The organism is Pseudomonas sp. URIL14HWK12:I6 (assembly GCF_000514195.1).
Taxonomy (GTDB): domain Bacteria; phylum Pseudomonadota; class Gammaproteobacteria; order Pseudomonadales; family Pseudomonadaceae; genus Aquipseudomonas; species Aquipseudomonas putida_A.
The window spans coordinates 61,667-74,289 of record NZ_KI911359.1 but is presented as its reverse complement, the minus strand read 5'-3'; the positions used below and the strand labels follow the sequence as shown (position 1 = coordinate 74,289).

At 60.0% G+C, this 12,623-nt stretch carries 10 protein-coding genes; 4 read left to right on the top strand and 6 right to left on the bottom strand.

Annotation, left to right across the window (positions count from 1 at the left end; genetic code table 11):
* Positions 1 to 98: 98 nt before the first annotated feature.
* A complete protein-coding gene (locus tag H043_RS0126930; protein WP_027614391.1) occupies positions 99 to 1,445 on the bottom strand; it encodes an MFS transporter in 1,347 nt (448 codons plus the stop codon).
* A gap of 294 nt (positions 1,446 to 1,739) precedes the next feature.
* The gene (gene pcaR / locus H043_RS0126925) at positions 1,740 to 2,582 is read right to left on the bottom strand and encodes a pca regulon transcriptional regulator PcaR (protein ID WP_007963153.1); all 843 of its coding nucleotides are present in this window, start codon (positions 2,580 to 2,582) and stop codon (positions 1,740 to 1,742) included.
* A 653-nt stretch (positions 2,583 to 3,235) separates the two neighbouring features.
* On the opposite strand from pcaR, the gene H043_RS0126920 reads away from it, so the two are divergent.
* Both H043_RS0126920 and H043_RS0126915 read left to right on the top strand, forming a co-directional pair.
* A complete protein-coding gene (locus H043_RS0126920) occupies positions 3,236 to 3,436 on the top strand; it encodes a hypothetical protein (RefSeq protein WP_003222398.1) in 201 nt (66 codons plus the stop codon).
* Between the two features lie 376 nt (positions 3,437 to 3,812).
* On the top strand, positions 3,813 to 5,288 hold the full coding sequence (locus H043_RS0126915; protein ID WP_003222397.1) for an inorganic phosphate transporter: 1,476 nt from the start codon (positions 3,813 to 3,815) through the stop codon (positions 5,286 to 5,288).
* A gap of 1,029 nt (positions 5,289 to 6,317) precedes the next feature.
* Here H043_RS0126915 and ccoM read toward each other — a convergent pair.
* The 3 genes from ccoM to H043_RS0126900 form a co-directional block, all read right to left on the bottom strand.
* Positions 6,318 to 6,431, bottom strand: coding sequence for a cytochrome c oxidase subunit CcoM (ccoM, locus tag H043_RS30940; RefSeq protein ID WP_003222396.1), 114 nt, complete (start codon positions 6,429 to 6,431; stop codon positions 6,318 to 6,320).
* 148 nt (positions 6,432 to 6,579) lie between these two features.
* Positions 6,580 to 6,741, bottom strand: coding sequence for a hypothetical protein (locus H043_RS30545; protein ID WP_096797040.1), 162 nt, complete (start codon positions 6,739 to 6,741; stop codon positions 6,580 to 6,582).
* 112 nt (positions 6,742 to 6,853) lie between these two features.
* Positions 6,854 to 7,195, bottom strand: coding sequence for a hypothetical protein (locus H043_RS0126900; protein WP_027614390.1), 342 nt, complete (start codon positions 7,193 to 7,195; stop codon positions 6,854 to 6,856).
* A 254-nt stretch (positions 7,196 to 7,449) separates the two neighbouring features.
* Between H043_RS0126900 and rapA the strand changes: the two genes are divergently transcribed.
* Complete coding sequence (rapA, locus tag H043_RS0126895; RefSeq protein ID WP_027614389.1) at positions 7,450 to 10,296, top strand: RNA polymerase-associated protein RapA; 2,847 nt, start codon at positions 7,450 to 7,452, stop codon at positions 10,294 to 10,296.
* 172 nt (positions 10,297 to 10,468) lie between these two features.
* On the opposite strand, the gene H043_RS0126890 is transcribed toward rapA, so the two are convergent.
* The gene (locus H043_RS0126890; RefSeq protein WP_027614388.1) at positions 10,469 to 11,818 is read right to left on the bottom strand and encodes an MFS transporter; all 1,350 of its coding nucleotides are present in this window, start codon (positions 11,816 to 11,818) and stop codon (positions 10,469 to 10,471) included.
* Between the two features lie 301 nt (positions 11,819 to 12,119).
* Here H043_RS0126890 and H043_RS0126885 point away from each other — a divergent pair, with 301 nt between their 5' ends.
* Positions 12,120 to 12,488, top strand: coding sequence for a YkgJ family cysteine cluster protein (locus H043_RS0126885; RefSeq protein WP_027614387.1), 369 nt, complete (start codon positions 12,120 to 12,122; stop codon positions 12,486 to 12,488).
* Positions 12,489 to 12,623 lie beyond the last annotated feature (135 nt).

Below are 12,623 nucleotides of genomic sequence, written 5' to 3'. Positions count from 1 at the left end.
AGCAGGCTCGCTCCCACATTGGAATGCATTTCAAAATGTGGGAGCGAGCCTGCTCGCGAAAAGACCGGAACATTCAACGCAAATCAAAATGACTCGACTCAAGTCGCATCCGCATGACTGACCATGCCTTTGATCACCACCGCAGTCGTCGCCAACGCCGCCGGAATCACCAGCGCCGTCAACACCTGCTCAAAGTTCCAGCCCAACCCCAGCAACGTCGCGCCCATCCACGCCCCGAGAATCGCGCCAAAGCGACCAATCCCGAGCATCCACGAGACCCCGGTCGCGCGCCCCTGGGTCGGATAAAACCGTGCCGCCAGAGACGGCATCGCCGATTGCGCGCCGTTGACGCACATACCCGCCACCAACACCAAGGTCGCGAGCAATGTGATATTGCCCAGGCTCTGCCCTACCGCGTAGGCAAACACCCCGGCCAGCAGGTAGAAAGTGCCGATGACCTTGTGCGGATTGAAGCGATCCATCGCCCAACCCACAGCGACCGCACTCAACACCCCGCCAAACTGGAACAACGCGCCAATGAACGCCGCCTGCTCCATGCTCGCGCCGCTGTCACGCATCAGGGTCGGCAGCCAACTGGTCAGCAGATAAACGATGACCAGGCCCATGAAGTAGGTCAGCCACAGCAGCAAGGTGCCGACGCTGTAGGTGCCGGAGAAAATCACCGCGAACACATTGCGCGCCTTGACGGTTTTCTGTTCCGGCACGCTGAAACTCGAGGCCTGCGCGACGGTGACCGGATCGATCGGCGACAAGGTCTTGCGTACTTTGTCGGTGCCGCGATTGCGCACTACCAGAAAACGCGCCGACTCCGGCAGCCAGAACAGCAGCACCACCGCGAGGATCAGCGGCAGGATCCCGCCGATCAGCAGCAGGCTGTGCCAGCCGAACGCCGGGATCAGCTTCGCCGAAATGAAACCGCCACCGGCCATGCCGAGGTTGAAGCCGCAGAACATGCTGGTCACCAGCAAGGATTTCTTGCGCTCCGGGGTGTATTCCGAGAGCAGCGTGGTGGCGTTGGGCATGCCGGCGCCCAGACCGAGGCCGGTGAGGAAGCGCAACACCAGCAGTTGCTCGACGTTGGTGCTGTAGGCCGAGGCCAGGCTGAAAGCGCCGAACAGCAGCACCGCGCCAACCAGCACCACTTTGCGTCCGAAGCGGTCAGCCAGCGGGCCGGAACCCAGTGCGCCGAAGACCATGCCGATCAACGCGGCGCTCATTACCGGGCCCAGGCTGGCGCGGTCGATGCCCCAGTCCTGGGACAGTGCCGGCGCGATAAACCCCATCGCCGCGGTGTCGAGACCATCGAGAAATACAATCAGGAAACACAGGATCACCACCCGCCACTGATAGCGCGAGATCGGTTGGGCATTGATGAAGGTCTGCACGTCGAGGCAGTTACCTACAGCGGACTGAGGCTGGTTCATTATTTTTATTCCACGCAAAAAACGCAGTCGAACGGCGGCCGGCCAAAGAGCGGCACGGTCACAAGAATAGAAGATCGATATCAGGCGTTGCGGTGAATCCGGCAACAGGGAACGGAGCTGAGACAGTCGGGGAGCATGCGCATGGTGAGTTGCCTCTTGTCATTATTATGGGAGTCGACAATCCGGCAGGCTCATTCAAATCTGCGCCGGATGACGCTGCCGCGACATTAATGATCCGGGGCTTTTAGCGTCAATTCGATAAACGCAACACTGTGCGTTTATCGAACAGCTTCATCAGGCGAACAACTGCGCGCTGAGGTCGCGGCTGGCACTGAGCAGGCCCGGCAGGAAGCGTTGTTCCAGTTCGGTACGGCTGACGCGGCCGGCGTGGGTGCTGACATTAAGCGCCGCCACCACCTGGCCCGACGCGTCGTAGACCGGCACGGCAATCGAACGCAGGCCTTGTTCGAGTTCCTGATCGACAATGCACCATCCCTGCTGCCGTACTTCCTGCAGGCATTCGAGCAGACTTTCCGGGGTGTGCAGCGTGCGGCTGGTCTTGGCCACCAGTTCGGCATGGTCGAGGTATTCGCGCAGCGAGGTGTCGTCCAGCGCCGCCAGCAGGATGCGGCCCATCGATGTGCAATAGGCCGGCAGACGCCCGCCCACCGACAGGTCCACCGAGATCAGCCGTTGCGTGGTCGCCGAGCGGGCGATGTACAAAATGTCGTCACCTTCGAGCGTGGCCATGTTGCAGGCTTCGTGCAGTTGCTCGCTCATGCGGTCGAGGTACGGCTGGGCCGACACCGCCAGCGGCGTCGACGACAGATACGCGTGGCCGAGGGTCAGCACTTTGGGCAACAACGAGTACGTGCGGCCATCGGTGGTGGCGTAACCCAGTTTGATCAGAGTGTGCAGGCAACGGCGCACAGCAGCGCGGGGAATTTCTGTGCGATGGCTGATCTGGGCGATGGTCAGGTGCCGCTTGCGCTCCTGAAACGCCTGCACCACCGCCAGGCCACGGGCCAGCGAGGTCATGAAATCCGGATCGCCGGTCAGCGCCTGGATGCGTTTGGCCGGCGAAGCGACGATCGGCGGCGCCACGGAGGTGAAGGAGTTGCGCATTTGATCGTTCATTTCTTGTCCTTGTTTCCGGCACGGATCAATGGCTATACAAGCGGCTCGCCAGCAGATGCACAAGAGTCGAGACGCCAAGATTGGGCGATTATCGAACCGCCGACCGATTATCGCAATCCATCAGCCGCTGTCCTTCTTGGCTTCTTCATTCGTTCACCTGCCTGTTCATCCAACTTCGCATGCCTCATTAGTTGATCGACTTAATGGCGCCAGAAACTGAACGCGAGTCCTTAAAAGGTTTCGGCGAATTTCAACTAGCGATAAAACTTGTCAGTAACAAAACGATCACACATCCCGAACCGTTTTTAACTTGGCAAAGATAGTCATTCCCGAATCGACCGCTATAATGCACCTCAGTGGCGCCACGTTTTCACTGGCCGAGGGTGCCGCCCGCTGACCCGATGCCTATTGCCGTCAGCCCGGCCAGCGCCTGACGCTCATTATTCATGCACCGCCAGCGCGCTTGCTGAAACAGGAAACTGATGCTGCGTCAGTTTTAATCTGGTGCCGTAGCCGCCTGCAACATGGAAGTCTTGATCGCCCTGCCGATAACGCCAATGCCTGAACCGGCATGGCCCTTCGGTGGACGTGTTCAATCGACTCGTTGCCGTGCGTTTCACCAGATATTTATCTCAACTCAAACAGGTAGCACTGTGACGAAAGACGAACTGCGCGCGGAACTTGAGCGCCAGGAACAACGTTACAAGGAAGTTTACGGCGGGGAAGTCACCACCTACGCCGCGCAACCCGAACCGGAACGCAAGGCATGGCGTAAACGCCCCACCGTTCAGGATCAGGTTTTCCAGCAAGAACTGAAAAAGATGGAAGAAGAACTCAAAACCGAAGAGCCATGAACGGGCGATCCTGAGATTTTCGAGAGTCTGCGTCGCCACCGGCTAAAAGCGCGGTGATCCGACCATGCCTTGCGCGCCCGCTATCCGCGGGCAGCGGCCCACCTCCCCCGGCCTGCACGGGAAAGGAGCGTGTCTGACTCGTTTCAGAGATATTTCACACAGGCGTTTGAGGCTCTCGGGCGCTCGACGAAATGCCTGCTGCCCGAAGGTTTTTTCAAGCTAATCAAACACTTGAAAAACCCTGCAACATGCTCGGGCATTGCACCTTGCAACAATTTAATTCGACATTGATTGCTACCGATGAGCAGGTAGGGGATCGATTTCCAGTCTTTTCTGGCATAATCGCGCCCCCTTATGACCGGGTCAGAAAACCTTCATGATCGATTTATTCAGCGGACTGGATGCTTGGGTGCTTGTGAGCCTCTTGCTCGCCCTGACGTTTGTCCTCGCCTTCGAGTTCATCAATGGATTTCATGACACCGCTAACGCGGTAGCCACTGTTATCTACACCAAAGCCATGCCGCCTCACCTGGCGGTGTTCTTCTCCGGTGTGTTCAACTTCCTCGGCGTGTTGCTGGGCGGCGTTGGCGTGGCGTATGCCATTGTTCACCTGCTGCCGGTGGAACTGCTGATCAATGTGAACACCGGCCATGGCCTGGCGATGGTGTTCTCGTTGCTCGCCGCGGCGATCACCTGGAACCTGGGCACCTGGTACTTCGGTATCCCGGCCTCCAGTTCCCACACCCTGATCGGCTCGATCCTCGGTGTCGGCCTGGCCAACGCCCTGATCAACAACATCCCGTTGGCCGACGGCGTGAACTGGCAGAAAGCGATCGACATCGGCGCCTCGCTGGTGTTTTCGCCAATGGCTGGCTTCCTGATTGCCGCGTTGATCCTGATCGGCCTGAAGTGGTGGCGTCCGCTGTCGAAGATGCACAAGACCCCGGAACAGCGCCGCAAGATCGACGACAAGAAGCACCCGCCGTTCTGGAACCGCCTGGTCCTGGTAATCTCGGCCATGGCCGTGAGCTTCGTGCACGGTTCCAACGATGGCCAGAAAGGCATCGGCCTGATCATGCTGGTACTGATCGGTATCGTGCCTGCGCAGTTCGTCCTCGACCTGAGCAGCACCACCTACCAGATCGAGCGCACCCGCGACGCGACCCTGCACCTGAGCCAGTTCTACAAGCGCAATGCCGATTCCCTGGGCGAATTTCTGGCCCTGGGCAAAAGCGTTGAAGGCGACCTGCCGGAGAAATTCCGCTGCAACCCGCAGCAGACCGAACCGACCATCAACGCCCTGCTTGGCACCCTTAAAGGTGTAGCGGACTACCATTCGCTGTCCTCGGAAAGCCGCATCGAAGTCCGTCGCTACTTGCTGTGCTTGGACGACACCGCGAAGAAAGTCGGCAAGCTGCCAGGCTTGGAAGCGCGTGAGAAGGCTGACCTGGACAAACTGCGCAAAGACCTGACCACCACCACTGAATACGCCCCGTTCTGGGTGATTCTGGCGGTGGCCCTGGCCCTTGGCCTGGGTACCATGGTCGGCTGGAAACGCGTGGTACTGACCATCGGCGAGAAGATCGGCAAGCAAGGCATGACCTACTCTCAAGGCATGTCGGCGCAGATCACTACCGCCAGCTTGATCGGTATGGCCAACATCTTCAGCCTGCCCGTGTCGACCACTCACGTGCTGTCCTCGGGCGTGGCGGGCACCATGGTCGCCAACAAGAGCGGCCTGCAGGGCGGGACTGTTCGCACTATCCTGCTGGCGTGGGTGCTGACCTTGCCAGCGACTGTGGCGCTGTCGGCTGGTTTGTTCTGGTTGGCATCCAAAGCGCTGGGTAGCTGATAGACCGCAGTACATGAGAAAGGCGCGATTCGTGAGGATCGCGCCTTTTTTTGTTTTGGCTGCGAGTTGGATTGGGGGAATATCCATTGCTGCGGGGGTTGCTGATTACGGTTCCGCCCTTACGGCGGGTCACTTTTTCCAAACGCCGAAAAAGTAACCAAAAAGGCTTCCCCCGGCGTACGGCACTTCGCTGAGGCTCAGTGTTCCCTCGCTACGGTGTCCATCCGGGGGCATCGCCTCCGGTTTGCTTCGCTGCACCTCCTCTCGATGTATGCGGCTTCGCCGCATGGCGCTGCGCGCCTAACCCCCTGATGGACACCTACGCTCGGCCTGCCGAAGGGGCTGAAGATCAAAAGCCACATCAAGAGCCAAAGCCAAAGCCAAAGCCAAAGCCAAAGCAGATCAAAAGATCACAGCCTTCGGCAGTTCCTACAGGGGATTGGGTGTATTCAGTTTTGAGATTTGGTCGGCTGTCAGGCCGCCTTCGCGAGCAAGCTCGCTCCCACAGTTGGATGAGTGCATTCAGTCAGAGATCGGTCGGCTCGTAGGCCGCCATCGCCAGCAGGCTGGCTCCTACAGAAAAGCAAAAGCCGAGCGCACGCTTTTCCACCACTCAACACGATGAGCGTTAGCTCGAGTACCGCTTTTGATCTGAGGGCCCGTCGGCAGGCTGAGTGGAGGGATTTATCCGGGGGTGGGAGCGCAGCGACCGTTTGGCGCAGCCAAACACAGCGAGAGGAGGTGCAGCGAAGCAAACCGTAGGCGCTGCCCCCGGATGAATCCCGCAGCGAAGGAACCCGAGCCTAAGCGAGGGCCGAACGTCAGGGTAAAGCCTTTTGGGTTACCTTTTCGGCGTTTGGAAAGGGTGACCCGCCGTAAGGGCGGAACCCTAAGCCGCCATTACCGCAGCAACGGATATTCACAAAGCACACCCAAAGTCTGGTCGGCCCAAAGGCCGCCAAGACACAAAAAAAAGGGCAACCGAAGTCGCCCCAAAATGCCTTGCGTGCTCATCAAACCCGGAAAGACCTACTTCTTGCGCTTATTCGCATCCTTCCAGATAAAAAATCCAAACCCTGCAAAAAACAGAACCATGAGCCCCACGGTCAGAACCCCGGCAAACACCACGTTATCGAAAAACATGACTGTGGCCTCCTGGCCCCTGCTTTGCTGCGATGGAGCTAAGTTAACCAATCACGCAGGCGCAGAAATTGACCAGGATCAAGTCCGGTCAACACAGAAGGCAAAGGCGGGAAAATAACTGACCTGCATCAAAGGATGCAGGGGAAGATCAACGCTTTTTCGGTTTCTTTTTCGGCTTTTTCTGGGCTTTTCCCAACGGCATGGCTTGCTCGAAGGCCTTGCGCACTTCGTTCAGCCGCTTTTCGTTGAGATCGTGCACACGCTTGGCGCGCTCGGTGCCGAGGTCGATCAGTTTTTCATCTTGGCTCATGACGTTCAGCGCATCACTTGGAGAAAACACAACTGCCGCATCAGAGGCAGGACTGCGCCAATCATGCAGCCTGACGCCAGCGCTCGACAACAATTGATGTAAATAAGCAGACTCAGATCTCGATATCGACCCACAAGCCCTGACGCGGCTGATCTTCCATCAGCGGCACCACCGGCACGGTATTGTCGGCATTCAGCTCGGTGCCCGGCACGGCCAGATGCTCTTCCGGGTCTTCGTCGGCTTCGCGACGGCGACGATCACGTTGCTGCTGACGGCGCTGTTCCTCGCGCGCCAGCAGTCGATCCTCTTCCGGGTCGCGTTTTTGCAGGTCGATCGTGCTTTCGTTGGAGCTTTCCTGCACCGGCACCACCGGAGGAATGTCCGGCCGCTGGCGAATCGGATCCTGCTGGGAAGTGATCGGCACAGCGCTCAGGGGGAGCATCGGTGGCAGCATATAAAGGGTCTCCTGTCAGCAGGCTATCGGCTGCGGCAAAGGCGCCTTGAGCCATCCGTCGCAAATCTGTGACGCACTTGGCACCTGCAGGAGCTGCCGCAGGCTGCGATCTTTAATGGAACACCGTAGAACGCAAGCGTTCCCGAAGATCAAAAGATCGCAGCCTTCGGCAGCTCCTACACTCGTAAACCTTTGGTCTGGAGGCCGGCATTCCGTTAAGATAGCCCGCTTTTTCAAGGTGGGAGTCAGGCAGCATGGCGCAGCAGTATCAACCGGGGCAACGCTGGATCAGTGACAGCGAAGCAGAGCTTGGTTTAGGCACCGTTCTGGCACAGGACGGCCGCTTGTTGACCGTGCTTTACCCGGCCACTGGCGAAACCCGCCAGTACGCGCTACGGAATGCGCCCCTCACCCGCGTACGGTTCTCGCCGGGTGACACCATTACTCACTTCGAAGGCTGGAAGATGACCGTGCGCGAAGTCGACGACGTCGACGGGCTGATGGTCTATCACGGCCTCAACGGGCAGAACGAAGCCGTCACCCTGCCGGAAACCCAGCTGTCGAACTTCATTCAGTTCCGTCTGGCCAGCGATCGTCTGTTCGCCGGGCAGATCGACCCGCTGTCGTGGTTCTCCCTGCGCTACAACACCCTGGAACACACCAGCCGCCAGTTGCAGTCTTCGCTCTGGGGCCTGGGCGGCGTGCGTGCGCAACCGATCGCGCACCAACTGCACATCGCCCGTGAAGTCGCCGACCGCATTGCGCCACGGGTTCTGCTGGCGGACGAAGTGGGTCTGGGGAAAACCATCGAAGCCGGTCTGGTGATCCATCGCCAACTGCTCTCGGGCCGCGCTAACCGTGTGCTGATCCTGGTGCCGGAAAACCTGCAGCACCAGTGGCTGGTGGAAATGCGCCGCCGCTTCAACCTGCAGGTCGCGCTGTTCGACGAAGAACGCTTCATCGAAAGCGATGCCACCAACCCGTTCGAAGACACCCAGCTGGCATTGGTTGCCCTGGAGTGGCTGGTCGAAGACGAGAAGGCGCAGGACGCCTTGTTCGCCGCCGGCTGGGATCTGATGGTGGTCGACGAAGCCCACCACCTGGTGTGGCACGAAGACAAGGCCAGCCCCGAGTATTCGCTGGTCGAACAATTGGCTGAAGTGATTCCCGGCGTGCTGCTGCTCACCGCGACCCCGGAACAACTCGGTCAGGACAGCCACTTCGCCCGCCTGCGCTTGCTCGACCCGAACCGTTTCCATGACCTGGCCGCGTTCCGCGCCGAGAGCGAGAACTATCGCCCGGTGGCCGAAGCCGTTCAGGAACTGCTCGACAAAGGGCGCCTGTCGCCTGCAGCACACAAGACCATCCACGGTTTCCTCGGCAACGAAGGCGAAGCCCTGCTGACTGCGGTCAACGATGGCGACAGCGAAGCCAGCGCGCGTCTGGTGCGTGAACTGCTCGACCGCCACGGCACCGGCCGCGTGCTGTTCCGTAACACCCGCGCCGCCGTGCAGGGTTTCCCGGAGCGCAAACTGCACCCGTACCCGCTGCCATGCCCGGACGAATACCTCGAACTGCCGCTGGGTGATCACGCCGAGCTGTACCCGGAAGTCAGCTTCCAGGCCCAGCCGGACGCCAGCGAAGAAGAGCGCTGGTGGAAATTCGACCCGCGCGTCGAGTGGCTGATCGATCAGCTGAAAATGCTCAAGCGCACCAAAGTGCTGGTGATCTGCGCCCACGCCGAAACCGCGATGGACCTGGAAGACGCGCTGCGCGTGCGCTCCGGCATCCCGGCCACGGTGTTCCACGAAGGCATGAACATCCTTGAGCGTGACCGCGCAGCCGCCTACTTCGCCGACGAAGAGTTCGGCGCGCAAGTGCTGATCTGCTCGGAAATCGGCAGTGAAGGTCGCAACTTCCAGTTCGCTCACCACCTGGTGCTGTTCGATCTGCCGTCGCACCCGGATCTGCTTGAACAGCGTATCGGTCGTCTCGACCGGATCGGCCAGAAGCACATCATCGAACTGCACGTGCCGTACCTGGAAACCAGCCCGCAAGAGCGCCTGTTCCAGTGGTACCACGAAGCGCTGAACGCGTTCCTCAACACCTGCCCGACCGGCAACGCCTTGCAGCATCAGTTCGGCCCGCGCCTGCTGCCGCTGCTTGAAGAAGCCGACGACGGTGAGTGGCAAGCGCTGATCGACGAAGCGCGCACCGAGCGTGAGCGTCTGGAAGCCGAGCTGCACACCGGCCGCGACCGTCTGCTGGAGCTGAACTCCGGCGGTTCGGGCGAAGGCGATCAGTTGGTCGAGGACATCCTTGAGCAAGACGATCAGTTCGCCCTGCCGATCTATATGGAAACCCTGTTCGACGCGTTCGGCATCGACAGCGAAGACCATTCGGAAAACGCCCTGATCCTCAAGCCGAGCGAGAAGATGCTCGACGCCAGCTTCCCGCTGGGCGATGACGAAGGCGTGACCATCACCTACGACCGCAACCAGGCGCTGTCGCGCGAAGACATGCAGTTCATCACCTGGGAACACCCGATGGTGCAGGGCGGCATGGACCTGGTGCTGTCCGGCTCGATGGGCAACACCGCCGTCGCACTGATCAAGAACAAGGCACTGAAACCGGGCACGGTGTTGCTGGAACTGCTCTACGTCAGCGAAGTGGTTGCACCGCGCTCGCTGCAACTGGGCCGCTACCTGCCACCGGCCGCCCTGCGCTGCCTGCTCGACGCCAACGGCAACGATCTGTCGGCCCGCGTCTCGTTCGAAACCTTGAACGATCAACTGGAAAGCGTGCCACGCGCCAGCGCCAACAAGTTCATCCAGGCCCAGCGCGATCAGCTGACGCCACGGATCAACGCCGGTGAAGACAAGATCACCCCGCGTCACGCCGACCGCGTGGCCGAGGCCCGTCGTCGTCTCGCGGCGGACACCGACGAAGAACTGGCGCGCCTGACCGCGTTGCAAGCGGTCAACCCGACTGTACGCGACAGCGAACTGGATGCGTTGCGCAAGCAGCGTGAACTGGGTCTGGCGATGCTGGATAAAGCGGCATTGCGTCTGGAAGCGATACGGGTGTTGGTGGCGGGTTAAGCCGCCCTGCTCCAGCGTTGAAAACAACAAGGCCCGCAGTGATGCGGGCCTTTTTGTTTGTCTGTTATTTATCCGGTGATGCTACTGGCCCTTTCGCGAGCAGGCTCGCTCCCACAGGGATTGTGTTCACGCTGGAGATCCAATGTGGGAGCGAGCCTGCTCGCGAAGGCGGTTATGCAGTCGCCACAGAAACATCAGGCTCAACCACTGCCACCAACCCCTCCTTCATCCGCTGCGCATCGCGCACAAAACACCGCGCCGCCAGAAACAGAAACACCATGGTGAAGAACAGCGCCACCGGAATCAGGTACATCGCGTCATGCAGCCCCACAGCCTTGAACGCCTCAGTCATCTGCTCGGCCCCCGCCGAGAGCATCGCCGATTTGGCGAAATGGTCGGACAAGGCCCCCACCACCACTGGCCCCAAGCCGCCGCCGAGCAGGTACAGCCCGGCAAAGAACAGCGCCATCGCTGTGGCCCGCAGGCGTGGTTCGACCACGTCCTGAATCGCCGTGTACACGCAGGTGTAGAAGTTATAGGCAAACAGCCAGCCGACGCTGAACACCGCGACGAACACGCCGATCTCGACCCGTCCGGCATGCAGCGCCCACGCGGTGCACAGGGTCGAGATGATCAGGCTGAAGCCGGCAAACAGCAGCCGGCCGTTGGCGACTCGTTGATGAATCTTGTCAGCGATCCAGCCGCCGAGGGTCAGACCGATCAACCCGGTGACGCCGACGATCACGCCGGTCGCCACCGCCGCCTCCTGCAACGGCATCAGGAAGTAGCGCTGCAGCATCGGCACCAGAAACGAGTTGCAGGCATAGGTGGCGAAGTTGAAGCACAAACCGGCCATCACCAGCCACAGGAATGTCGGCACCGCCAGCACCCGGCGGATAGGCTTGTCGACTCTCTCTTGGGACACCTGCACGGTTTCCGCCGCGCCGCGTTTGGGTTCCTTGATGAAGAACATGAACACCGCGAGGATCAGCCCCGGCACCGCCGCGATAAAGAACGGCGCGCGCCAGCTGTCAAATGCCTTGACCATCGCGCCGATGGTGAAGAATGCCAGCAACAGGCCCAACGGCAGGCCGAGCATGAAAATACCCATGGCCCGCGCCCGACGGTGCGCCGGGAACAGGTCACCGATCAACGAGTTGGCGGCCGGCGCGTAACTGGCCTCGCCAATGCCGATGCCCATGCGCACCAGCAGAAAACTCCAGAAACTGCCGACCAGCCCGTTGACCGCCGTCAGCGCGCTCCAGGTCGCCAGGCCCCAGCCCATCAGTTTGCTGCGCGAACCGGTATCGGCCATGCGCCCCAGCGGCAGGCCGGCGATCGCATAAACCAGGGTGAACGCGGTGCCGACGATTCCCAGTTGAAAATCGCTGAGGTGCCATTCCATGCGGATCGGCTCGATGATGATCGCCGGAATGGTGCGGTCGAAGAAATTGAACAGGTTGGCAAGGAACAACAGGAACAGAATGCGCCAGGCATTCGCCGCTTGGGTCGAGTTCTGCATGGGTCCGTCTCTTTATTGTTATGTGGGCTTCACTGCCGACGCATCCGAGCCCGGAACCTGCAATCTAGACAGGCCTGCCGAGGCTGTCTGTGATCATTCGTCAGCCTGATAACGGGCCATGGCACTGTAACGAAACGTAAGCCCTTGATAACACTGAAATCCCCCATAAACCGGGGGTTTCGCGGCAAAACCCGGCTACAAAAAAATACTTTCGCGCCCCCCTTCCCAAGTTCATGGCGAAGCCTAGAATAGCCGCCGGATCCGTCCGGATTCGCCGATCAACCCCTTTGATACCCTCCCCATGTCCGAAGTCAGTCCGTGTCTGAATTGCGGTGCCTGCTGTTCCCATTTTCGCGTGTCTTTTTTCTGGGGTGAATGCGCCTCCTCCGGCGGTACGGTGCCCGATGAACTGGTGACGCAGATCAGTCCCAGTCGGGTAGCGATGAACGGCACCGACTGCAAATCGCCGCGGTGTACGGCGTTGATCGGTGAAGTGGGCAGTAACGTGCAGTGCTCGATTTACGAGCAACGCTCCAGTCCCTGCCGCGAATTCGATGCTTCCTGGGAATACGGCGAACAGAATGTCGATTGCGACAAGGCGCGCGCCCGCTTCGGCTTGCCGCCGCTCGAACCGGAATGGAATCAGATCCCTTACGACCAAACCGCCTGATGGTTTAGCGCCAATCGCTATAAGGCTCATGCCGAAATGGTTGGCGCCAATGTGCCACTACCGCTTGCATGGCAAAAACCGCCTCTATACTCCTCTCATTCGCCTGCGTTGCTGACGCAGCAGGGACGACTTCAC

Bases quoted from the DNA above. Each gene is read 5' to 3' on its own strand.
- H043_RS0126930 (WP_027614391.1), bottom strand. From the start codon at position 1,445: ATGAACCAGCCTCAGTCCGCTGTAGGTAACTGCCTCGACGTGCAGACC.
- pcaR (WP_007963153.1), bottom strand. From the start codon at position 2,582: ATGAACGATCAAATGCGCAACTCCTTCACCTCCGTGGCGCCGCCGATC.
- H043_RS0126915 (WP_003222397.1), top strand. From the start codon at position 3,813: ATGATCGATTTATTCAGCGGACTGGATGCTTGGGTGCTTGTGAGCCTC.
- ccoM (WP_003222396.1), bottom strand. From the start codon at position 6,431: ATGTTTTTCGATAACGTGGTGTTTGCCGGGGTTCTGACCGTGGGGCTC.
- H043_RS30545 (WP_096797040.1), bottom strand. From the start codon at position 6,741: ATGAGCCAAGATGAAAAACTGATCGACCTCGGCACCGAGCGCGCCAAG.
- H043_RS0126900 (WP_027614390.1), bottom strand. From the start codon at position 7,195: ATGCTGCCACCGATGCTCCCCCTGAGCGCTGTGCCGATCACTTCCCAG.
- rapA (WP_027614389.1), top strand. From the start codon at position 7,450: ATGGCGCAGCAGTATCAACCGGGGCAACGCTGGATCAGTGACAGCGAA.
- H043_RS0126890 (WP_027614388.1), bottom strand. From the start codon at position 11,818: ATGCAGAACTCGACCCAAGCGGCGAATGCCTGGCGCATTCTGTTCCTG.
- H043_RS0126885 (WP_027614387.1), top strand. From the start codon at position 12,120: ATGTCCGAAGTCAGTCCGTGTCTGAATTGCGGTGCCTGCTGTTCCCAT.